This is a genomic window from Pseudomonas sp. B21-019, from assembly GCF_024749225.1.
Classification (GTDB): Bacteria; Pseudomonadota; Gammaproteobacteria; order Pseudomonadales; family Pseudomonadaceae; genus Aquipseudomonas.
This window is the reverse complement of sequence record NZ_CP087193.1, coordinates 4,871,159-4,891,843: the sequence shown is the minus strand read 5'-3', so window position 1 is coordinate 4,891,843 and position 20,685 is coordinate 4,871,159. Positions and strand designations below refer to the sequence as shown.

22 protein-coding genes are annotated in these 20,685 nt (G+C 58.9%); 14 read left to right on the top strand and 8 right to left on the bottom strand.

Features of this window, described 5'->3' with window-relative positions:
• The first annotated feature begins 39 nt into the window (after positions 1-39).
• Positions 40-384 carry a YegP family protein gene (locus LOY36_RS21785; protein ID WP_019580886.1) on the top strand — a complete coding sequence of 115 codons (345 nt, stop codon included), beginning with the start codon at positions 40-42 and terminating at the stop codon, positions 382-384.
• Between the two features lie 72 nt (positions 385-456).
• On the opposite strand, the gene LOY36_RS21780 is transcribed toward LOY36_RS21785, so the two are convergent.
• Both LOY36_RS21780 and LOY36_RS21775 read right to left on the bottom strand, forming a co-directional pair.
• The gene (locus LOY36_RS21780; protein WP_258670900.1) at positions 457-1,344 is read right to left on the bottom strand and encodes a dihydrodipicolinate synthase family protein; all 888 of its coding nucleotides are present in this window, start codon (positions 1,342-1,344) and stop codon (positions 457-459) included.
• Positions 1,345-1,373: 29 nt separating this feature from the next.
• Entirely contained in the window at positions 1,374-2,156 is a 783-nt protein-coding gene (locus tag LOY36_RS21775) for an aldolase (protein ID WP_258670897.1), read from the bottom strand.
• 109 nt (positions 2,157-2,265) lie between these two features.
• Here LOY36_RS21775 and LOY36_RS21770 point away from each other — a divergent pair, with 109 nt between their 5' ends.
• Positions 2,266-2,808 (top strand): helix-turn-helix domain-containing protein, encoded by a 543-nt coding sequence (locus LOY36_RS21770; RefSeq protein WP_019647930.1) that lies wholly within the window; start codon positions 2,266-2,268, stop codon positions 2,806-2,808.
• Between the two features lie 46 nt (positions 2,809-2,854).
• Here LOY36_RS21770 and LOY36_RS21765 read toward each other — a convergent pair whose 3' ends face one another.
• Positions 2,855-3,874 carry a DUF4917 family protein gene (locus LOY36_RS21765; protein ID WP_258670892.1) on the bottom strand — a complete coding sequence of 340 codons (1,020 nt, stop codon included), beginning with the start codon at positions 3,872-3,874 and terminating at the stop codon, positions 2,855-2,857.
• Between the two features lie 156 nt (positions 3,875-4,030).
• Between LOY36_RS21765 and yiaY the strand changes: the two genes are divergently transcribed.
• On the top strand, positions 4,031-5,179 hold the full coding sequence (gene yiaY / locus LOY36_RS21760; RefSeq protein ID WP_019647932.1) for an L-threonine dehydrogenase: 1,149 nt from the start codon (positions 4,031-4,033) through the stop codon (positions 5,177-5,179).
• Here yiaY and LOY36_RS21755 read toward each other — a convergent pair.
• On the bottom strand, positions 5,176-6,342 hold the full coding sequence (locus tag LOY36_RS21755) for an MFS transporter (protein WP_258670887.1): 1,167 nt from the start codon (positions 6,340-6,342) through the stop codon (positions 5,176-5,178). The two genes, yiaY and LOY36_RS21755, sit on opposite strands and share 4 nt — an antisense overlap.
• Before the next feature lie 18 nt (positions 6,343-6,360).
• A complete protein-coding gene (locus tag LOY36_RS21750) occupies positions 6,361-7,596 on the bottom strand; it encodes an aminotransferase class I/II-fold pyridoxal phosphate-dependent enzyme (protein WP_258670884.1) in 1,236 nt (411 codons plus the stop codon).
• A gap of 240 nt (positions 7,597-7,836) precedes the next feature.
• On the opposite strand from LOY36_RS21750, the gene LOY36_RS21745 reads away from it, so the two are divergent.
• The 9 genes from LOY36_RS21745 (at position 7,837) to LOY36_RS21705 (ending at position 16,101) form a co-directional block, all read left to right on the top strand.
• On the top strand, positions 7,837-8,745 hold the full coding sequence (locus LOY36_RS21745) for a LysR substrate-binding domain-containing protein (RefSeq protein ID WP_019647935.1): 909 nt from the start codon (positions 7,837-7,839) through the stop codon (positions 8,743-8,745).
• Between the two features lie 175 nt (positions 8,746-8,920).
• Positions 8,921-10,114: a CaiB/BaiF CoA-transferase family protein gene (locus LOY36_RS21740; protein WP_258670881.1), complete on the top strand. Its 1,194-nt coding sequence runs from the start codon at positions 8,921-8,923 to the stop codon at positions 10,112-10,114.
• Positions 10,111-11,037 (top strand): hydroxymethylglutaryl-CoA lyase, encoded by a 927-nt coding sequence (locus LOY36_RS21735; RefSeq protein WP_258670879.1) that lies wholly within the window; start codon positions 10,111-10,113, stop codon positions 11,035-11,037. The genes LOY36_RS21740 and LOY36_RS21735 overlap by 4 nt, the downstream gene beginning before the upstream one ends.
• A gap of 90 nt (positions 11,038-11,127) precedes the next feature.
• Entirely contained in the window at positions 11,128-12,459 is a 1,332-nt protein-coding gene (locus LOY36_RS21730) for an MFS transporter (RefSeq protein WP_019580877.1), read from the top strand.
• A 219-nt stretch (positions 12,460-12,678) separates the two neighbouring features.
• Complete coding sequence (gene fos, locus LOY36_RS21725) at positions 12,679-13,095, top strand: fosfomycin resistance glutathione transferase (RefSeq protein WP_258670875.1); 417 nt, start codon at positions 12,679-12,681, stop codon at positions 13,093-13,095.
• A gap of 62 nt (positions 13,096-13,157) precedes the next feature.
• Positions 13,158-13,796, top strand: a complete 639-nt coding sequence (locus LOY36_RS21720) for a LysE family translocator (RefSeq protein WP_026345683.1) — start codon at positions 13,158-13,160, stop codon at positions 13,794-13,796.
• Positions 13,797-13,899: 103 nt separating this feature from the next.
• The gene (locus tag LOY36_RS21715) at positions 13,900-15,249 is read left to right on the top strand and encodes a diguanylate cyclase domain-containing protein (protein WP_026345684.1); all 1,350 of its coding nucleotides are present in this window, start codon (positions 13,900-13,902) and stop codon (positions 15,247-15,249) included.
• A 116-nt stretch (positions 15,250-15,365) separates the two neighbouring features.
• Entirely contained in the window at positions 15,366-15,524 is a 159-nt protein-coding gene (locus LOY36_RS21710; protein ID WP_081499461.1) for a KGG domain-containing protein, read from the top strand.
• Between the two features lie 73 nt (positions 15,525-15,597).
• On the top strand, positions 15,598-16,101 hold the full coding sequence (locus LOY36_RS21705) for a DUF4142 domain-containing protein (RefSeq protein ID WP_258670867.1): 504 nt from the start codon (positions 15,598-15,600) through the stop codon (positions 16,099-16,101).
• Between the two features lie 316 nt (positions 16,102-16,417).
• Here LOY36_RS21705 and LOY36_RS21700 read toward each other — a convergent pair whose 3' ends face one another.
• Positions 16,418-16,948 (bottom strand): DUF2867 domain-containing protein, encoded by a 531-nt coding sequence (locus LOY36_RS21700; protein ID WP_019647946.1) that lies wholly within the window; start codon positions 16,946-16,948, stop codon positions 16,418-16,420.
• A 23-nt stretch (positions 16,949-16,971) separates the two neighbouring features.
• A complete protein-coding gene (locus tag LOY36_RS21695; RefSeq protein WP_026345685.1) occupies positions 16,972-17,628 on the bottom strand; it encodes a DJ-1/PfpI family protein in 657 nt (218 codons plus the stop codon).
• A gap of 126 nt (positions 17,629-17,754) precedes the next feature.
• Here LOY36_RS21695 and LOY36_RS21690 point away from each other — a divergent pair, with 126 nt between their 5' ends.
• A complete protein-coding gene (locus LOY36_RS21690) occupies positions 17,755-18,309 on the top strand; it encodes a TetR/AcrR family transcriptional regulator (protein ID WP_082920900.1) in 555 nt (184 codons plus the stop codon).
• A 206-nt stretch (positions 18,310-18,515) separates the two neighbouring features.
• On the opposite strand, the gene LOY36_RS21685 is transcribed toward LOY36_RS21690, so the two are convergent.
• A complete protein-coding gene (locus LOY36_RS21685) occupies positions 18,516-19,904 on the bottom strand; it encodes an amino acid permease (RefSeq protein ID WP_026345686.1) in 1,389 nt (462 codons plus the stop codon).
• A 268-nt stretch (positions 19,905-20,172) separates the two neighbouring features.
• Between LOY36_RS21685 and LOY36_RS21680 the strand changes: the two genes are divergently transcribed.
• Entirely contained in the window at positions 20,173-20,631 is a 459-nt protein-coding gene (locus LOY36_RS21680; protein WP_019647950.1) for an Lrp/AsnC family transcriptional regulator, read from the top strand.
• Positions 20,632-20,685 lie beyond the last annotated feature (54 nt).

The following is a 20,685-nucleotide window of genomic DNA, read 5'->3' as shown; positions in this document are numbered from 1 at the left end:
CTGAAGCGCGAAACCTCTCAATCGCCAAGGAGAACAAGCATGTCTGGATGGTACGAAGTGAGCAAAACCAGCAATGGTCAGTTCAAGTTTGTGTTGAAAGCGGCCAACGCCGAAACCATTCTGGTCAGTGAGCTGTACACCACGCGCGGTGCGGTCGATAGCGGAATCGCCTCGGTCCAGGCCAATAGCCCGCTGGACGAACGCTACGAGAAAAAAGCCACCAAGGATGGCCATCCTTACTTCAACCTCAAGGCCGCCAACCATCAAATCATCGGCAGCAGCGAGTCTTATTCATCCGATGCCGCGAGGGAAAAAGGCATCGCCAGCGTCAAGGCCAACGGCCCGACCACGGTGATCAAGGACAAGACCTTGCCGGTGTTCTAAACACACCGCATACCCAATGTGGAAGCGAGCCTGCAGGCTCGCTCCCACTGTTGTTTTGTGTGTTCCCGACGATCAGCGCAACGCGTTCAACAAACCCTGCAACTGACTGTGGCCAGTCTCGCCGAGTGCAAACACCGGCAACCGCGGGTCGCCCGCTTCCAGCCCGGTCAGGCGCAAACCAGCCTTGATGGTCGCCGGCAGACCGCCCTTGAGGATGAAGTCCAGCAACGGCAACTGGCGGTAGAACAGTTCGCGAGCCTTGCTCAGATCATTGGCCAATACCGCTTCGTACAAGTCGAGATTGAGCTGCGGGATAAGGTTCGGCGCCGCTGTGCACCAGCCTTTGGCGCCGGCCGCAAACGCTTCCAGCGCCAAGGGATTGCAGCCGTTATAGAACGGCACCCGGCCTTCGCCCAGCAGTTGCAGTTTGTGCATGCGCTGAATGTCGCCGGTGCTCTCCTTGACCATGGTGACATTGTCGACCGCGTTGAAAATCCGCAGGATCAACTCCACCGACATGTCGGTGCCGCTGGTGGCCGGGTTGTTGTAGAGCATGATCGGCACGCCGATGTTCTCGCCGATGGCGCGGTAGTGGGCAAGGATTTCCGCCTCGCTGAGTTTCCAGTACGACGCCGGCAGCACCATCACCACGTCGGCGCCGTGGGCCTCGGCAAAACGCGCGCGGCGCACGGCTTTGGCGGTGGTCAGGTCGGACACGCTGACGATGGTCGGGACGCGTTTGGCGACGTGGCGGATGCTGAATTCGCTGACTTGATCCCATTCCGCGTCGCTCAGGTAAGCGCCTTCGCCGGTGCTGCCCAATGGGGCGATGGCGTGGACACCGCTATCGATCAGGCGGTCGATGGAACGCCCGAGCGCGTCGAGATCAACGCCTTCGCCCTGGGCGGTGAACGGGGTGATGGTGTAGCCGATGATGCCGTGAATGTTTGCGGTCGACATAGCGTCTCTCCTGTCAGGAATGCGTGGGGTCAGTTCAGGCAATCGGCGTGTTGGCGCAGATTCTGCCGGGCGTAGTAGTTGAACGCGGCGGCGTGGCGCTTGGGCTTGGATATCCAGTCGTGGGCTTCACGGCCCAGCTCGGGAAGAATCGGTTTGATTGCACCGGCGGCCATGGCCAGCAACTGCAACTTCGCTGCACGTTCGATCAGTTGCGCAATGACACAGGCCTCTTCGATGGTCGCGCCGGTGGACAACTGGCCATGGTGGGAAAGCAGGATCGCCCGCTTGTCGCCCAAGGCCCCGGCAATCAGTTCGCCTTCTTCATTGCCCACGGGCACCCCCGGCCAGCCTTCGAGAAACGCGCAGTCGTCGTAGAGCGGGCAGAGGTCCATGTGGGAAATCTGCAGCGGTACTTCCAGCATCGACAGCGCCGCGACGTGAGTCGGGTGCGTGTGAATGATGCAGTTCACGTCCGGCCGGGCGCGGTACACCCAGCTATGGAAGCGGTTGGCCGGGTTGGGCATGCCATGGCCTTCAAGCACTTCCAGGTCTTCGTTGACCAGCAACAGATTGCCTGAAGTGATCTCGTCGAAACCCAGGCCCAGTTGCTGGGTGTAATAGGTACCCGGCTGCGGGCCGCGAGCGGTGATTTGCCCGGCCAGGCCGGAGTCGTGGCCGTTTTCGAACAGAATGCGGCAGGTCAGGGCCAGCTTTTGCCGGTCGGTCCACGTATTATCCGCCAGGGTGTTTTGCATCTGTGTCAGCGCTTGCTTGACCAGTTGCTCTTTGGGTAGTGCTAATGTCTTGGCCATATCGGTGTCCTTTGGGTGGGGCATGCAAATGACACTAAAGAGGCTATATGACACTTTGTGTCATTGGCAAGGACAAATCGTTGCCTCCTTGATGGATTAACCGTTCTACATGTCTATCCGTTTGAAATTACTGAGAAAAAAACTCGGCGTGACGCTGGAGGCCTTGGCCGAAAAATCCGGCATGACCAAGAGCTATCTGTCGAAAGTCGAGCGCGGGTTGAATACCCCCTCGATCGCCGCTGCGCTGAAACTGGCCAGGGCGCTGAACGTGAAGGTCGAGGAATTGTTTTCCGAAGACAACGTCAGCCTCGACAGCTACAGCCTGGTGCGCAGCGACGAACGCCAGTCCCTGGCCGCCAACGACCAGAGCCCGGGTTATGCGGTACTGGCCCATCAGGTCAGTGAGCGCAGCCTGTTGCCGTTCATCATTTACCCGCCGACCGAGTTCACCGACAAAACCTTCAAGGAACACCTGGGGGAAGAGTTTCTGTTCGTCCATGAAGGGCAGGTGGAAGTGGACTTCATGAACGAGCGGGTGCTGCTCAATCGTGGAGATGCGCTGCACTTTAATGCGCAGAAACCGCATCGCCTCAGGTCAGTGGGCGAGGTGCAGGCGCAGTTGTTGGTGGTGGTGCATAGCAGCGAGGAATGAGGTTATCGGGCCTTTGTGGCGAGGGGGCAAGCCCCCTCGCCACAGGTCAGACCTCGACCGGCACGGTCAGCTCAGGATTACCGAGCGCATGCGTCTTCGAATCAAAAAAACGCAACGCCACACCCGTCCCCTCGAACGCCTTCGCGTAATGCCGCTTCTGATGCTGGATGAACGCCTTGCTGCGCGGGTAAATCGAGATCGCTACGACTTTCGGCTTTGCCTGGCGCAACGCATGAGCGATGTGACTGTCCTGCTCGCCAAGGGCATGCCCGAAGATGCACAACCCGTCACCGTGGCCGAGTAACTGGTCGTAGCAGAACGACAGGTAATCCGAACTGCGAATGGTCTTGAGTTTGTCTTGCGCCGGGCCTTCGTTGACGAACAGCGGCACGTCGTCGAGGGTCTTGATCGTATTGTTGATCGCGAAATTGCCGAGCAACGTTCCCTCGGTCGACATCAACTTGCGCGCGGTGCCGTCCTGATTGCGCACCAGATGCAAGCCGCCGTGCAGGTACAGCAAACGCGGTTTGTCGGTGGCGCTGGCGCTCAGATCGAAGCCGGGTTCGGCACCCTGGAACAGGTCGGTCACGACGTCCGGCCGATGCTGGATCGCCCAATAGCTGAGCAAGTCGTAGTTGGTGGTGAACACCGTCCGATAGCTGCCCAGTTCCTGATTGATCGTCGCCAGCGTCGAAGGCTTCACCAGCCGCCACGGGATATGCACCGCGTGCACGGTGTTGATCAGCGCTTCCTTGATCGCGTAGTAGCGATTGCGCGGTGCTGCGGAGCTGACGGCCAGGGCCTTGTTGACCCGGCTGGTGGTCTTCAGCGCCCCAAGCACTTGTTCAAAACTGCGCGTCTGCATCGCGTCGAACACGCTCAGCTCGGACTGGCTCAGCGGTTTTTCTTCGACGGTGCGGGCATTTTCGAACAGCGAGTCGTAGCCGAAGTCGTCCCACACGGCGCGGCTGGCGCCGTTACCCACCAGCAGGCCGCCGAACGAGGCGGTGGTGCGCAAGGCGTTCCAGTCTTCAAGTTGGGCATCGACATCCTGGAAATCGGTCATTGCGTTTGTCGTCTCGAAGCAAAAGGTCTGATGGACGGCGACTTTATCACGCCCGGGCGTTGAGCCAGATCAACATACCGCGTGACTGATCGGTCGACCCTGTGCGCACCCGCCGAATCGGCATTGCCGATTTGGTTTCAGCCAGGAGACTCGCGCATGAGCAGTACGTTTTTCATCCCCGCCGTGAACATCATGGGCACCGGTTGCCTCGACGAAGCCATGGACGCCATTGGCAAGTATGGTTTTCGCAAGGCGCTGATAGTCACTGACGCCGGGCTGGCCAAGGCTGGCGTGGCATCGAGGATTGCCGAGAAACTGGCGTTGCAGGACATCGACTCGGTGATCTTCGACGGCGCCAAGCCGAATCCGAGCATCGCCAACGTCGAGCACGGCTTGGGCCTGCTCAAGGAAAGTCGCTGTGATTTCGTGGTGTCTCTGGGCGGCGGTTCGCCTCACGACTGCGCCAAGGGCATCGCCTTGTGCGCCACAAACGGTGGGACGATCCGTGACTACGAAGGTGTCGATCGGTCGGCCAAACCCCAGCTACCGTTGATCGCGATCAACACTACCGCCGGCACTGCCAGCGAGATGACCCGTTTTTGCATCATCACGGATGAATCGCGCCACGTAAAAATGGCCATCGTCGACCGCAACGTTACGCCGCTGCTGTCAGTCAACGACCCGGAACTGATGGTCGCCATGCCCAAGGGCCTGACCGCCGCCACCGGCATGGACGCATTGACCCATGCCGTCGAAGCCTACGTCTCCACGGCAGCCAACCCGATCACCGATGCCTGTGCGCTGAAAGCCATCACATTGATCAGCGACAACCTGCGCCAGGCCGTGCAGGACGGCAGTGACATGATCGCGCGGGAAAACATGGCCTACGCGCAATTTATGGCGGGCATGGCGTTCAACAATGCGTCCCTTGGTTACGTTCACGCGATGGCCCATCAGTTAGGCGGGTTCTACGACCTGCCCCATGGCGTGTGCAACGCGGTGCTGCTGCCTCATGTGCAGAGTTTCAACGCACTGGTTTGCGCCCCTCGCCTGACCGATATTGCCCACGCGATGGGGGCCGACATTCGCGGGCTCAGTCCGGAAGAGGGCGCGCAGGCGGCGATCGCGGCGATTCGCAGCCTGGCCAGGGATGTGGACATTCCCGCCGGTTTGCGTGAGCTTGGTGCCAGGCTCAATGACATCCCGGTCCTTGCCGGCAATGCCCTGAAAGACGCCTGTGGACTGACCAACCCTCGGGCGGCGGATCAGCGGCAGATCGAGGAGATTTTCCGCAGCGCGTTCTAAGCGGTTCGACGGCCGGGCGCGAGCGCTACGCAAAGCAACGCGCCCAAGGCCAGCAAGGTGCATAACAGCGACAACGGCCATGCCTGCTGGCTGGCTATCAGGCTGGCGATACCGCCGATAACGGCGGCCATCAGTTGATGAATGAAACCGCTCAACGCCATCGCATAAGCACCGCCGACCGGCGAACCGTGGTTGGCCAGGGACAAGCTGATCGGGTAAATCAGCGATTGGCCGAATACTGAAAAACAATAGGGCAACCAGAACAGCAGCGCGATAGACGTGCCTGCGAGGCTACCCAGCAACATGACTGCGCTGCCGGCCAGTATCAGCCCGACGCCCGCCGTCATCAGCCATTGCTGACCGGTTTGCAGTACGAAGCGATTGACCGCCACGGCCCCGAGAAAGTACGCCGCGCTGATGGGCCAGCCCAACAAGCCGTATTCCACTGCCGACCAGTTGAAGGCGCCTTGCAGAATCAGCGGTGCAGCGGTGTTGAACGCGACAATCACCCCATACCCCAAGCCACCGGCGAGGGCCGGTAACAGGAAGGCCCGATGACGCAGAATGTACCCGTAGCTCGTCCAGGCCGATGATGGTGTGTTCTCTTCTGCCAGCATCGGGAACGTGACCCGCGCCACCACCAGCGCCATCAACAGGCTCACACCACCCAATAAGTAGAAAATCGCTGACCAGCCCAGTGTCACCTGGATGATCGACCCCAGGTATTGACCGATACCCAGCGCCACCACAAAGGAAATCGATATCCAGGACAACGCCTTGGCCAGCAGATCGCCGCGAAAACTGTCGCGGATCAGCACCCGGGCCATGACTGAAATCCCGCTGGCGCCAATCCCCTGAATCAGGCGAAAAACCAGGAACGATTCAAGTGTCTGGCCCAGAGGCAGGGCCAGGTTGCCCAGCCCATAGAGGCCGAGCGCCGCGAGCAATACCGGCTTGCGGCCAATGCGCTGGCCCAGGCTGCCCCAGAACAGCATCGGCAGCGCCATGCCGATCAGATACACCGCCAACCCCCATGAAACCTGTGAAGCATCTGCGGACAGATCCCGGGCAATATCCGGCAGCGCCGACAGATAAATGCTCATGCCCAATTGGGCGAGAAAAACCGTACAGCAGGTGATCAGGAGGGTGGTGCTGCTCTTCATTTAATCTTCCCTGTTTTTTCAGCCGCCGATGTCCCGGCCGTGAGCACGTAAAAGCTCGGTGATGAGTCCACAGAAATGGCGGATCAGCGTCGTCCCCATGTCGGCGCGCAGGGTGATTCTGATGGCTGCCTTGCCTTGTGCAACCACCGGGAAAAAGACTGCCGAGGTGAAGAATCCGTGATTGGCCAGTTCAATGGCGATGTTGTTGGCCAGCGATGCCTCACCGCAATTGACCAGTCGAATCGCCATGTTGCTGTTGTGTTGTGCGGTTCGTATGAGGCTGTCAAAGAGGCGGATATTAACCTGAAGTTTTTCCTGCAGCGCGGCGAATTCCAGGGTGTGGTGTAGCTGGATGGATGCCCGGCCCGCGCCAATGGCTGCACTGTTCAGGCTTTGCGACCAGTTGTTGGGGCCGCCGTAACGCGCAATGAGCTTCTTCTGCCGTTCACTGCCCAGCATCACCAGACCGCCGCTGGCGCCGAACGACTTGGCCAGCGAGGCGACGATGAGGCAGTCATCATCCAGGGTATGCAGCCTGGGACGCACAAGACCGACGCCGAATGTTCCTACAGAGGAAAGCGCGTGGGAATCGTCCAGATAGAGAAACAGCCCATAGCGGTCCTTCAGATACAAAAGGCTGTCCATGTCCGCAACCCCGCCCATGCTGTAGGCGCCGTCGGCGACATACGCGACCCTGGTGTGTCGTTGACACAGCGTCTCGAGGAAGTCCATGTCGTTATGCGGGCACGTCACGACCTTCGTTTCATCGGCACAGGCGGCTTTGAGGTGATTCATCGAGTAATGCGCCAACCGGTCGAAAGCCATCACCGGAGGGCGATTTTCCGTGAATACGCCGCTGGCCAGCAGCGGCAGGATCCCGGCACTCGCCGCGCTGCACGACAGAGTGCTCAGGCAACTGGTGCCGAACAACTCGGACAGTTCGGTTTCGTATTGGTCCAGAATCGCCAGCTTGCAGCGGCTCCTGGAATTGGCGATGCGAAGTGTGCCGGTTTCCCACAGCGTGGTCATGGCACCGTCGAGAATATCGGGATGGTGATCCAGACCCAGGTATGACGTCGTACAGAAATGATGAAACGCTCTCCCGTACTGATCGAGCATGCGGTTGGCACTTTTTATCTCAACGTTGAGCCCCGCGATTTTTCCGGTTTCGGCGGTCTCCCAATCATGATCGGCCAATGAAACGAGTTTGCGGTAGTTGGTGAAAGTGTGCGCCGTGTACGGTATCTGGCTCATGTGTGAGTGACATTCCTTGAGTGAATCTATCCGTGGGTTTGTTGCAGTTTGTGTGTGTTGCCAGACTTTACAGAGAGTCCCGATGGGCTTTGAATCGGCTGTTTCCGGTAGTACTGAGAGTTGTAAGAGAATTAGTTGTAGGGCGATGCCCCGGAGTGCTGTGGGTAATTGGATGGCGGACACGAATCTAATCCGGGCTATCCTGCCGACTCAGTCGAACCGAAATCATCGAGCCCTGCCATGCTGCAAAAAAGCCTGATCCGCCGCCTCGACCTGATCACTCTCCAGCTGTTTGTGGCCGTCCACGAAGAGGGCACCTTGACCCGCGCCGCCGCCCGCGAAGCGATCGCGGTGTCGGCGGCCAGCAAGCGGTTGATGGAGCTGGAGGAGGCGCTGGGCATCAGCCTGTTCGTGCGCCAGGCCAAGGGCATGACGCTGACACCGGCCGGTGAAACCCTGCTGCACCATGCCCGGCAGATGCTGTTTAACGTCGAGAAAATGGGCCTCGAACTGGGCGAACACAGCCACGGTGTACGCGGTTATGTGCGGATGCTCGCCAACCTGTCGGCGATCATTCAATTCCTGCCCGAAGACCTGCGGGACTTTTCCGCGCGCCATCCGCAGGTCAAGACCGACCTCGAAGAGCGCCCCAGCAGCGGGGTGATCCAAGGCGTGCTCGATGGCGTGGCGGACCTCGGGATCTGCTCCAGCGACAGCGACGTCAAGGGGCTGCACAGTGTTGTTTATCGTCAGGACAAACTGGTCGTCCTGATGCCGGCCGATCATCCGCTGGCGAGTCGTTCGGCCTTGGCTTTTGCCGACACGCTGGACAGCGATTACGTCGGTCTGCATTCGGCCAGTTCCATCAACATGCGCACACATGCGGCCGCGCGCAAGGCCGGCAAGGTGCTGAGGTTGCGGATTCATGTGCCGGGGTTCGACGCCATGTGCCGGATGGTCCAGGCCAACATGGGCATCGGCATCCTGCCGCTAAAGGCCTACGAACTGTTTGGCCGGGCGCTGGGGTTGCACGCGGTGCCGCTGACGGATGACTGGTCGGATCGTGCGTTGATTCTGGTGGTGCGCGATGAAGTGGCGCTGTCGCCGGTGAGCCGGATGTTGTTTGAGCATTTGCGCGGCCAGGCCTGACAGTTTTCGATTGCATGGACGGGCCTCTTCCCGGGCAAGCCTGACTTGAGGTCGCGGTAATCTCCAGCCAGGCATTCGCGTTTCGCGAACGGTCGTTGCCAACAGAAGGTTGGATTCCATGCCACTCGGTCCTCTAGCCTTGGCGCATATTCCAAGAACAAGAGGTACCCCCGCGATGACTGCCCCCTTGAGTGCAATCAAAGTGATCGAGATCGGCACGCTGATCGCCGCGCCGTTTGCTGCGCGCATGCTGGCCGAGTTCGGCGCCGAAGTGATCAAGATCGAAGCCATGGGCCAGGGCGATCCCCTGCGTAAATGGCGCAAGCTGCACGAAGGCACTTCGTTGTGGTGGTACCTGCAATCGCGAAACAAGAAGTCCCTGGCGCTGAATCTGAAATCCCCTGAAGGCATCGAACTGGTCAAGCAACTGGCGAGCGACGCCGATGTGCTGATCGAAAACCTGCGCCCCGGCGCCCTGGAGAAGCTCGGCCTGGGCTGGGACGTGTTGCATGCCCTCAATCCCAACCTGACGCTGGTGCGCATTTCCGGTTACGGCCAGACCGGCCCGTACCGTGATCGTCCGGGTTTCGGGGCGATCGGCGAGGCGATGGGCGGGATTCGCTATACCACCGGTACTCCCGGTTCGCCGCCGGCCCGAGTGGGGGTCAGCCTCGGTGATTCCCTGGCTTCGCTGCACGCGGTCATCGGTGCCTTGATGTCGCTGCTGCGGGTCAAGACCGGGCAGGGCGGCGGGCAAGTGGTCGATGTGTCGTTGGCCGAAAGCGTGTTCAACGTCATGGAAAGCCTGGTGCCGGAATACGACATGCTCGGTCATGTGCGTGAGCGCAGTGGCGGGGCGTTGCCGGGTATTGCGCCGTCCAATACTTACCTGACTGCCGACGGTGCCTACGTGGTGATCGCCGGCAACAGCGACCCGATCTACAAGCGTCTGATGGCGGTGATTGGCCGGGCCGACCTGGCCGAAGCGCGGGAGTTTGCGCATAACGATGGCCGCGCCGCCAAAAGTAATGTGCTCGACGCAGCCATTACCCACTGGACCAGCAGCCTGCCGATTGATGAGGTGTTGGCGGCTCTGGAAGCTGCTGAAGTCCCGGCCGGGCGCATCTATTCGGTGGCCGACATCGTTGCCGATCCTCACTATCAGGCGCGGGGCATGCTGCTCAACGCCGAACTGCCCGGCGGTGCCTCGGTGAAGATGCCGGGCATCGTACCGAAAATGTCCGAGACCCCTGGTGGCGTGAACTGGTCGGGGCCGAGCCTGGGTCAGCACACCGACGGCATCCTCGCGGGGCTGGGCCTGACTGACCAGGACATCGAACGGTTGAAAGCTGAAGGGGTGGTGCAATGATCACTGATTATTCCCAGACCCTGATCGTTCAGGAGGTCTCCCCGCGTGACGGCTTGCAGATCGAGCCGACCTGGGTCGAAACCGCCGACAAGATTGCGCTGATCGATCAGTTGTCGCTGGCGGGGTTCAGCCGCATCGAAGCCGGCTCGTTCGTTTCTCCCAAGGCGATTCCGGCCCTGCGCGATGGCGAGCAAGTGTTCAAGGGCATCGCCCGACAGCCGGGCGTGATCTATGTCGCGTTGATCCCTAACCTCAAAGGCGCACAACGAGCACTGGACTCGGGGGCCGACGAGCTGAACCTGGTGATGTCCGCCAGCCAGACCCACAACCTGGCGAACATGCGGATGCGCTGCGAGGCGTCATTGGCTGCGTTCGGCGAGATCGTCGAGTTCGTTCGCGGCACGCCGGTGCGGCTCAACGGCAGCATCGCCACGACTTTCGGTTGCCCGTTCGAAGGCAAGATCGATGAGGACCGCGTGCTGCAAATTGTTGAGGCTTATCAGGAGCTCGGCATTACGGGGATTACCCTGGCCGACACCACCGGCATGGCCAATCCACGCCAGGTCGATCGCTTGGTGCGACGGGTGTTGCAACGGGTTTCACCGGCTGATCTGACCCTGCATTTCCACAACACGCGCGGCCTCGGTCTGTGCAACGTCCTGGCAGCTTACGAGGCCGGAGCCGGGCGCTTTGACGCAGCCCTCGGAGGCCTTGGCGGTTGCCCGTTTGCACCGGGTGCCTCGGGCAATATCTGCACCGAAGATTTGGTCAATCTGTGCGATGAAGTCGGCATTCACACCGGCATCGACTTGCCGTTGTTGCTGCGATTGTCGCGAGGCTTACCTGCATTGCTGGGCCATGAAGTGCCCGGGCAGCTCGCCAAGGCCGGACGTAACTGCGACCTGCACCCGACACCGTCCTGAACCCACCGAACAAACTCCTGAAAAAGCCGCAACGAACCAGACAACAAAAACAATCGGACGCCCACGGGACGTCTGCCTGGAGAAACCACGATGAGCCTCAATGTTCTGGAGGCGGGCGTGAGCCCGTCCGTTAGTCACGACGCCGAAAAAGCCCTGGTCCGCAAAGTCGCCTGGCGACTGATGCCGCTGATCATGGTCTGCTATCTGTTCGCATTTTTCGACCGCATCAACATCAGCTTCGCCAAGTTCCAGTTGCAGGCCGACCTGAGCCTGAGCGATACCGCTTACGGCCTCGGCGCCGGGCTGTTTGTAGTCGGTTATGTGATCTTTGAAGTGCCGAGCAACATGATGCTTTACAAGGTGGGTGCCCGGCGCTGGATCGCCCGGATCATGATGTCGTGGGGGCTCGCGACGGCGGCCATGGTCTTCGTCAACAGCGAATGGCAGTTCTACGCCCTGCGTTTCGTGATCGGTGCGATGGAGGCGGGTTTTGCGCCGGGCGTGCTGTATTACCTGACGCTGTGGTTCCCGCAGCACTATCGCGGGCGCATCACCTCGATGCTGTTTCTCGCGTCGGCATTTGCCGGGCTGGTTGGCGCACCGTTCTCCGGGTTGGTGCTGCAACACCTTGATGGCTTCCTCGATATGCGCGGCTGGCATTGGCTGTTTCTGCTCGGTGGCGTTCCTTGCATCGGCCTTGGCTTGTTGGTGCTGACCGTGCTCAAGGACCGCATCGAAGATGCCCATTGGTTGACCCCGTCGGAGAAGACACTGCTCGCCAGCCGTATCGCACACCACGAACCCCACAAGAGCGGCGGCTCCTTGCTGGCCGCACTCCGGATTCCGGGTTTCCTGATGCTGGGGCTGATCTACTTTCTGATTCAGGTGGCATCCTACGGCTTGAATTTCTGGGCGCCGCAACTGATCCGCAGTGCCGGCACCGAGAGCCCGGTGATGATCGGCTTGCTGACCGCCATTCCCTACATCTGCGGCGCCATCAGCATGGTGGTGATCGGGCGGTTATCCGACGCCACCGGTGAGCGGCGCAAGTTTGTCGCAGGTCTGGTGGCGGCAGGCGCGGTGGGTTTCTTCTGCGCAGGAATTTTCGCCAACCACACGACTTTCCTGATTGTTGCCCTGGGCTTGCTCGGTGCGGGGATCATCGCGTCCATCCCGAGCTTCTGGACCCTGCCACCGAAACTCCTGGCCGGTGCCGGGGCAGGCGCCGCTGGCGGGATCGCGGTGATCAATACCCTTGGCCAGTTCGGTGGGATCGTCAGCCCGGTCATGGTCGGGCGGATCAAAGACCTGACCGGCAGCACCACCCCGGCGCTGTACGTCATCGGCGTCGCCGCACTGATTGCCGCTGCATTGTTGCTGTGGGGGTTGCCGCAGAAGCTGCGCACGCTCGACAAGTTCTGAAACGTGCAGTGCTGGGCCGTATTCCATCGCGAGCAGGCTCGCTCCCACAAGGTTTGGCGTCGGACACAGATCCTGTGCCTGACGCGGTCAATGTGGGAGCGGGCTTGCCCGCGAAGACTGATTCACAGCCAACAAAGCCCTGGTGGTTCTACGCTTAAGGGCGTTTCAGTTGTACTCTCCGTTTGCAACCACCCAGAGCGACTCAAGGTTACTGGATCCATGCTGACCGGCCTCAACCACCTGACCCTCGCCGTCACTGACCTGAACCGCAGCGTGGCGTTCTATCGCGATCTGCTGCAACTTCAGCTTGAAGCCACTTGGGACACCGGCGCCTATCTCTCGCTACCCGGTCTGTGGCTGTGCCTTTCTCTCGATCCACTGCGCGAGTCCGCGCCGGCCGCCGACTACACCCATTACGCCTTCAGCCTCGAAGCTGTGGACTTCCTGCCGTTCGTCGAACGCCTGCGATCCGCCAACGTGCGGGAATGGCGGGATAACCGCAGCGAAGGTGCGTCGTTCTATTTTCTCGACCCGGACGGGCACAAGCTCGAGGCGCATGTCGGGTCTCTGGCGTCGCGGCTGGCGGCTTGTCGGCAGCGACCCTATGCGGGGATGAAGTTCTTCGACGATCAGTGAGTCGATGTTCGGCGTCCTGAGATAGAATTGCGCCCCTTCACCCGGCGTCCTCAGGAATTTCCATGACTCCATCGCTGCTAATGGCCGTTCTCGCCTCGGGCTTCATTTATGGCATTACGCCGGGGCCCGGTGTGTTGGCGGTGTTCGGCATCGGCGCGGCACGCGGACGGCGGGCCGGGGCGGGGTTTCTGTGCGGGCATTTGCTGGGCGACGTGGTCTGGTGCAGCACTGCACTGATTGCGATTGTCGGTGCGCGGGAAATCGGCAGCACTGCCTTCGATGTGCTGGGTGTGCTCAGCGGGCTTTACTTGTTCTGGCTGGGCCTGCGCGCGGTTCGCGCTCGTCGCGCCAGTGCCGAGGCGCCTCAGGGGCCGGCGCGGCAGCCGTTCTGGCACGGCATCCTGTTCGGCCTGACCAATCCCAAGGCTTATCCGGTGGCGGTGGCGACCTTTACTGCGCTGTTGTCCAGTCGAGCAGAGTTGCTGCATTGGTCCATGTTGCCCTGGTTGATCATGTTGAGCTTCATTGGTGGCCTTTTGGCCTACGCTATTCTCATTGGCATCGTCGGTGCGCGTCAGGTGCGCACGTTGTATCAGCGTCATGAACTGGCGATCACCCGCTTGTGCGGGGTCATGTTCATCGGTTTCGCCATCAATGCCCTGGTGCATGCGCTTCCGGGGCTGGTGACGAACAAGGCTTGAGGCTGAACGCAGGGAAGCGTCGGCTGCACAGTCATCGCTCGGGCGTATGACCGGTCAGGGAGGGTTGTTCAATGTTGCATTATCCGGACATGCTCTCGGCATCATGGAAACCAGAAATTCCGCGCCACTGGCGAGTTACATCGATCTCTTGCTGGACGCCGTCTGTGCGGTGGACAAACAAGGTCGCTTCGTATTTGTCAGCGCGGCCTGCGAGCGCATTTTCGGTTACACCCCCGACGAGCTGATCGGCCAGTCGATGATCGACCTGGTTCACCCTGCCGACCGACAGCGTACCCTCGATGCCGCGCGAGAGATCATGGGGGGCGAACCCAAGCTCAACTTTGAAAATCGTTACCTGCGCAAGGACGGCCGGGTGGCGCACATTCTCTGGTCGGCACGCTGGTCGGAGGTCGATCAGTTGCGTATCGCCGTGGCGCGCGACATCACCGAGCGCAAACAGGCCGAGTCCCGACAAGCGGCGCTGTATGCGATCTCCGAAGCGGCCCACGCGGCGGAAGATTTGCTGGCGCTGTTCAAACGCATCCATTCGATCATCGGCGAATGGCTGCCGGCGTTGAATTTCTCCGTGGCACTGTATGACGAGCACTGTGCGCAGCTGAATTTCCCCTATCACGTCGACGACCATGAGCTGCAACCCGAGGATCCCGGGACTGTTACCGGGCGTTTGTGCGCAGAAGTGATTCGCAGTGGCTTGCCGATTCTGCTGACCCCGGATCAGGACAATCTGCCGGAGGGGTTTGCAGCGTTGGTCGAGGGCCAGGATTCACCCTGCTGGCTGGGCGTGCCATTGAGTTCGCAGAACGGCACCATTGGCGCGCTGATCGTCAAAAGCGTGCCGGGTGGCGAGCGCTACACCGAACAAGACAAGGAGTTGCTGCAGTATGTTTGCGCCCAGGTCGCGACCGCGATCGAACGCAAGCAATTGCACGCCCGGCTCCAGCGCATGGCCCAGTACGATCAACTGACTCAGCTGCCCAATCGCGAATTGTTGCGCGAACGCCTCAAAGCTTCGCTGGCGCTGGCCCGGGCAGACTCCGGTCGAATGGCGTTGCTCTATGTCGACCTCGACCGCTTCAAGCAAGTCAATGACACCTTCGGTCATGCGGTCGGCGACATGCTGCTGCAAGCGGTCGCCAATCGACTCAAGGGCTGCGTGCGCGAAACTGACACGGTGGCGCGCATTGGCGGTGATGAATTTGTCGTGTTGTTGCACAACATCCACGCCGCCGAAGATGCCGAGAATGTGGCGGGGAAAATCCGCCAGGTGCTGGTTCAGCCCCTGCGTCTGGACGGGCACAACCTGACGATCCAGCCGAGCATCGGCGTCGCGCGATACCCCGAGCATGGCACCGAAGAAAAGCAGTTGTTCAGGCATGCCGATGAGGCAATGTACGCCGCCAAGCGCCAGCACCATTCACGTCTCGGGGTCTGAAAATCCGTCACCGTTCGTCGCGGCGTTGCCAGGTTTTCTAAACCTTTTTGGGCATGGAAATTCATATCCTATGCGGGCGATTGCTCGCTGTGATCATCACCAAGAGGATGAGAACCATGCCTACTTCAAAAAATCCGAACCCGGGAGGCTTCGCCAACGATCGAACCAAGGCGTCTGAAGCGGGTCGCAAAGGTGGGAAAACCACCACGACGACCGTTGATAAAGACCCTTCGAAAGGAAGCATGGGCCGCAAAGGCGGTCAGAAGTCTCGGTAACAGGTGAAGGTGGTTTTGTTTAATAGACGGGGGCGCAAGCTCCCGTTTGAATTTCAAGAAGGAGGGCGCGACCATGAGCTGGATGGCCACCCGTTTACGCAATGCCGGTTTTGCCACGTTATTGGGCCTGTGCGCCACCAATGCCTTTGCCCAGTCTCCCGCCGAATTCGTCAATGAGGCGTCGGCCCAAGGCATGGCCGACATCGAAGCCAGCCGCCTGGCGCACCAGAAAACCGCATCCAAGGAGGTCAAGGATTACACCATCGTGGTGATCAACGATCGCACCACCGCCAACCAGCATCTGGCGAAAATTGCCAGGCTACTCGATTTACCGGTCGCACCACGCGAAGAGGTGGTCGACAAGGCCAAAGCCTTGATACCGGAGATTAAGGACGATACCTCTTTCGATCAGGCGTACGTCGACAGTCAGGTAAAAACCACCCAAGAAGCCATCGAGCAACTTCAACAACAAGCGCAGACCACGGACGTGCCGCAAATCAAAGCGTTCGCCGAAGAAACCCTGCCCAAGCTGCAAAACCATCTGCAAATGGCCAGGGCGCTGCAAGCCAGTCGTTAGCTGCATGCCCCGCGATTGACGTTGGTCACTCGCGGGGGCATGGCTCAGCATTGATTCAAATCTCCAATTGGATCGGTTGATGAGATTTACGATTATTCGGACCACTTGAAGAAGACTGTTGGCTATTACGACTAGCACTGTTGGATGCGTACCATAAAAAGAACCGGCCTTTGAGGCCGGTTCTTTGTGGTGCGCCGTAGAGATATTGAATGCATCTTAGAGGCCTGACGTTTGACATGAGAGACTTGGCCAGGCTTGCCAGAACAGCCTTCGATGGAAGGGTTAGACCTCAGGGGGGCACACAGCGCTCTCAGCCTTAGGGGCAGGTAGCCAGAGGCCAACCGATGCGCGCAGCACGGAGGAGGCTGGCCTTAACAACCAAGCGGTGAAATGGGGCAATAACGAAGATGTAGGCCCGGCCTAGACGGTTGTGGCACTGGACCACGGTTGAAAAAACGAGTTGGCGACGGCCTTCTGGCTCTGCCCCTCCAGAACATAGGATCGATATCCGGAAGTCGAGGTGTTTGTCGTCCTCTCCCAACACGATTTCAGTCTGGTTCGTGCTGTAGACCTTGAAGATTCCAATCCGATTAGCAAGTGATGCCAAATGTTTGGCGGTCTTGAGACCAAAACAGGCAGCGATAGTGTCTCGGACTTTCATGAGCCATCCGATCCAGGATGGCTGGTGGGAAAGGATGAATCGAGCTAGCAAATCTGGATTGCCAGATGTGCCCGCTGGGAGCCGAATCGCAAAAGCGTCCGCCAGGTTCATCGACTTGTAAAGGTGGGTGATGCCGGACGTCGAGGGGACTGGCACGGACATAATGAGCTCAAATTCTCGGGGCATCGGGGATCTCTCCTGAGTTCTAACTACCAATTAGACGACATGCCATGTCGCGTTTCTTGTTGCGATGATGTTGTTGAGGCGCCAACTTCTCCTTGTCGGATACTGAGCCCGATCAAGGCATCATAGAGCTCTTGCTGCCCGGCTGGCAGAACAGGGAGCAACGTCGCACGGCGCTTGTCGACATCGAACCAGGATTCAACCAACCATCCCACCAGATAGAGCGCCGAAAGGCATCCGCCAGCGGTTGCAACGTTCCCCTGGCAGACAAGAGGCTGGTCCATGGACTCAAGTCCCAGAGCTTGCAAGTTCGATCGTGCATCCGGGTGTGTAGTTGCTTGGCCGCTGAGCAGCCCAAGCCGTTCGAGAATGAAAGCTCCGGCGCATATTGAGCCGATTCGCTGGCGTCTGGAGTCAAGTTCAAACGACGGCAGGAAATCTGGGGCGGCAAGTGCAGCGGGTATCCCTTCCTTGCCGCTGACGAACAATACCGCGTCGGCGCTATTGGCCTCGGAAAGCGGACCGTGCACCGAAACAGGCAGGCCGTGCGCCGATCTCACGATAGAGCTGGAACCCAATATTCGGACGTGCCAGTCCTCGGTGTTGCGGCCTAAGATGTCCCACATCAGGAATAGGTCGATATCAGTGAATTGGTCGAAAGCAACCAGAACGATTTTCTTCAAGGCGAGCTCCATGAAAAGTGCTGGCGTGCAAAACGCAACGGCCATCTTTGCTGGTGTTCGCAGCGTATCAATCGGTTGTGCACCATACACAGTCTGTATGGCGCTAAACATGGAGCGAAATAACGGGTGAGAAAACTAACTCGTAACCATTGGATCGCGGCTGGTTTTGAGGCCCTCGACCAAATAGGGCATATCGGCGTTTCGGCCGAGAGTCTATCGCGCCGATTGAATGTGACCCGCGGATCGTTCTATCACCATTTCCGCAATCGCGAAGACTTTGTCCGCACCTTGCTGGCCGCTTGGGAAGAAGACTACACGGAGCGCATGCTCGCTTATGCGGCGCAGGGTCGTAGCGCGGGCGAAACCTTGAAACGCTACTTGAGTATTGCCGCTGAGAAACAACCTGGGCGGGAAATTTCCATCCGAGCCTGGTCGCTGCATGATCCGTTGGTAGGCGAGTTTCAGCAGCGTGTTGATACAAGACGACTGGACTTCGCGATACGCACGTGCCGCCGCTTGGTCCATATGCCAGGCCAAGCAGAAGTGATTGCTCAGGTGGCCCATCTGTGCCTGATTGGTGGTCAGCAGGCAGGGCTGCGGCGTGATGCCGCTCGCTTCAACGGTTTCCTGCATCGAGCCTTTTCACTTTTCGAAGGGGCTCTTCCACCGTGGCGGGCCTAGGTCATGAGCTAAATGGGGTAACTGAATAAATAGAGTTCGCGTGCCACTGCAAATGCGCGCCACTGCTCTCCTGGGTCTAAAAACAGGACAAATGAGGTGAGGGTTGACTGGCGAATGCAATCAGGTGCGCAACTGGAGTGCAGTTTCGCACCTGAAAACTATTGGAGGTTGATTGACACTCCAAAGAGACCTGACGAAATGCTGGATTAATGCAATAACGAGCGGCGTCTCGCATAGGCGAAGTAGATCACCAGGCCAATTGCCAACCACGCCCCAAATGCCAGCCAGGTCGTCTGTTTGAGGAAGGTCATCAAGGTTACGCAGAACGCGATGGCGAGCAATGGAACAATGGGCACGCCCGGGCATCTGAATGCGCGAGGGAGATCGGGTCGGGTCTTGCGCAAGACGATCACTGCCACCGAGATCAGACTGAATGCGGCCAACGTACCGATGTTGATCAACTCGGCGAGGACGTTCAGCGGAATCAGTGCCGAGATCAGCCCGAAGACTATTCCGACCATCCAGGTGGCGAAAAATGGGGTGCCGAATCGTGTATGAACCCTGGAAAGGCGCTGGGGAAGCAGTCCGTCGCGCGACATCGCGTAGATGATCCTGGTTTGACCGTAAGCCATCACCAGAATGACAGTCGTCATGCCAACGATTGCGCCTAAATCAACGAACCCGGCAACCCAGCTTTCACCGGCATGTTGCAACGCCAATGAGACCGGATGATCAACGCCAAGGAATTGGGCATAGGGCACGATGCCGGTCATGATCATTGAAACGGCAACGTACAACACCGCACAAACGGCCAAGGAACCGATAATACCGATGGGGAGGTCACGCGCCGGTTTTTTCACTTCTTCGGCGGCAGAGGAAACCGCATCGAAACCAATAAAAGCAAAAAAAACCAAGGCAGAAGCACTCAAAATGCCATTGACGCCGAAGGGAGAGAAAGGTTGCCAGTTAGCCGGCTGAACATGTCGCGCACCAACGGCGATGAAGAGCAGCACCACGGCGATTTTGATGATCACCATCACGTTGTTTACGCGCGCGGATTCCTTGATGCCTATAGAAAGCATCCAGGTAATCGCCAGCATAATCACCAGCGCGGGTAGGTTGAACCAGGTTTCCACGCCAGGCAAAGAGCCTGGAGCCGCCGTAAGTACAACCGGAAGACTCAGCCCGAATCCGCTCAGCAGGGACTGGAAGTAACCCGACCACCCAACAGACACAGCCGAGCTGGCCAGTCCGTATTCGAGCATCAGATCCCAGCCGATCATCCAGGCCACCAACTCTCCCAGCGTCGCGTAGCTGTAGGTGTAAATAGAGCCTGCTACCGGTACAGATGAGGCGAACTCGGCATAACAGAGCGCTGCAAATGCACAGGCCAACGCCGCTAACAGGAATGAAACCGTGAGGGCTGGTCCCGCAGTCAATGCGCCGGTTCCGGTCAATACAAAGATGCCAGTCCCCACGATTGCACCGATACCAATCAGGACCAGATCCATCGGTCCCAGCACTTTTTTCAACCCGGCAGGAGCTCGGGTAGCAGCAATCATTGCGTCCAGGTCTTTTGTTCTGAAAATGCTCAATATTGCCTCCGTTGTTACTTATTTTTATTGTCAGAGCCAGTGGCTTGGGTGTCGGAAACGACAAGAAATTGTATTTCAGCGCCTCGAAAATTAGCTTTCGAAACGGCTCTGTATTTGATTTTTTTTCAGTCGTTAATTATCCAAAACGTGCTCTTTATGTAATTTTCTTTCTAATATTTGTAGTTTCTGGAAATGGATGCTTGATCAAGGACCTGCGGGATGGGGCCAATCGCCCTACCGCGTACTCATTGTTAAACGGAGAGAACACATGGCGGAAATGGATAAGGTTGATCGTTCAATTCTGGAAATTCTGCAAATGAATGGTCGCCTGACGAACGCCGAGATCGCCGCTCGTGTTTGCCTGTCAGCGCCAGCCTGCTGGAAGCGCCTGAAGCGCCTGGAAGAGGAGGTGATTGTCGGGTATCACGCGCACTTGAACCCGAAGACCATAGGGCTGGGACTTTTTGCTTTCATCAGCGTCACCCTCGATAGTCACTCCGAGCAAGCCATGGAACATTTCGAAGCGGGCGTCCTGGCGCTGCCCAACATTATTGCCTGTCACAAAGTGTCGGGGAAATACGACTACCTCCTGCAGGTAGTCGTCAAAGACATGGAGGCATTCCATGAACTCGCCATGCATCGCGTACGTACGCTCGGCAATATTAAGGAAATGTACACCGGTTTTTCGCTCAAGGAGATCAAGCACTGCAATACCTTGCCACTGTAAGTGCCTGGACTTGCTCGTCTCCGTACCTACGGTGGTGTGAGAGGACGACGGCTG

Coding starts and splice junctions, on each gene's coding strand:
- LOY36_RS21785 (WP_019580886.1), top strand. CDS start 40: ATGTCTGGATGGTACGAAGTGAGCAAAACCAGCAATGGTCAGTTCAAG.
- LOY36_RS21780 (WP_258670900.1), bottom strand. CDS start 1,344: ATGTCGACCGCAAACATTCACGGCATCATCGGCTACACCATCACCCCG.
- LOY36_RS21775 (WP_258670897.1), bottom strand. CDS start 2,156: ATGGCCAAGACATTAGCACTACCCAAAGAGCAACTGGTCAAGCAAGCG.
- LOY36_RS21770 (WP_019647930.1), top strand. CDS start 2,266: ATGTCTATCCGTTTGAAATTACTGAGAAAAAAACTCGGCGTGACGCTG.
- LOY36_RS21765 (WP_258670892.1), bottom strand. CDS start 3,874: ATGACCGATTTCCAGGATGTCGATGCCCAACTTGAAGACTGGAACGCC.
- yiaY (WP_019647932.1), top strand. CDS start 4,031: ATGAGCAGTACGTTTTTCATCCCCGCCGTGAACATCATGGGCACCGGT.
- LOY36_RS21755 (WP_258670887.1), bottom strand. CDS start 6,342: ATGAAGAGCAGCACCACCCTCCTGATCACCTGCTGTACGGTTTTTCTC.
- LOY36_RS21750 (WP_258670884.1), bottom strand. CDS start 7,596: ATGAGCCAGATACCGTACACGGCGCACACTTTCACCAACTACCGCAAA.
- LOY36_RS21745 (WP_019647935.1), top strand. CDS start 7,837: ATGCTGCAAAAAAGCCTGATCCGCCGCCTCGACCTGATCACTCTCCAG.
- LOY36_RS21740 (WP_258670881.1), top strand. CDS start 8,921: ATGACTGCCCCCTTGAGTGCAATCAAAGTGATCGAGATCGGCACGCTG.
- LOY36_RS21735 (WP_258670879.1), top strand. CDS start 10,111: ATGATCACTGATTATTCCCAGACCCTGATCGTTCAGGAGGTCTCCCCG.
- LOY36_RS21730 (WP_019580877.1), top strand. CDS start 11,128: ATGAGCCTCAATGTTCTGGAGGCGGGCGTGAGCCCGTCCGTTAGTCAC.
- fos (WP_258670875.1), top strand. CDS start 12,679: ATGCTGACCGGCCTCAACCACCTGACCCTCGCCGTCACTGACCTGAAC.
- LOY36_RS21720 (WP_026345683.1), top strand. CDS start 13,158: ATGACTCCATCGCTGCTAATGGCCGTTCTCGCCTCGGGCTTCATTTAT.
- LOY36_RS21715 (WP_026345684.1), top strand. CDS start 13,900: ATGGAAACCAGAAATTCCGCGCCACTGGCGAGTTACATCGATCTCTTG.
- LOY36_RS21710 (WP_081499461.1), top strand. CDS start 15,366: ATGCCTACTTCAAAAAATCCGAACCCGGGAGGCTTCGCCAACGATCGA.
- LOY36_RS21705 (WP_258670867.1), top strand. CDS start 15,598: ATGAGCTGGATGGCCACCCGTTTACGCAATGCCGGTTTTGCCACGTTA.
- LOY36_RS21700 (WP_019647946.1), bottom strand. CDS start 16,948: ATGCCCCGAGAATTTGAGCTCATTATGTCCGTGCCAGTCCCCTCGACG.
- LOY36_RS21680 (WP_019647950.1), top strand. CDS start 20,173: ATGGCGGAAATGGATAAGGTTGATCGTTCAATTCTGGAAATTCTGCAA.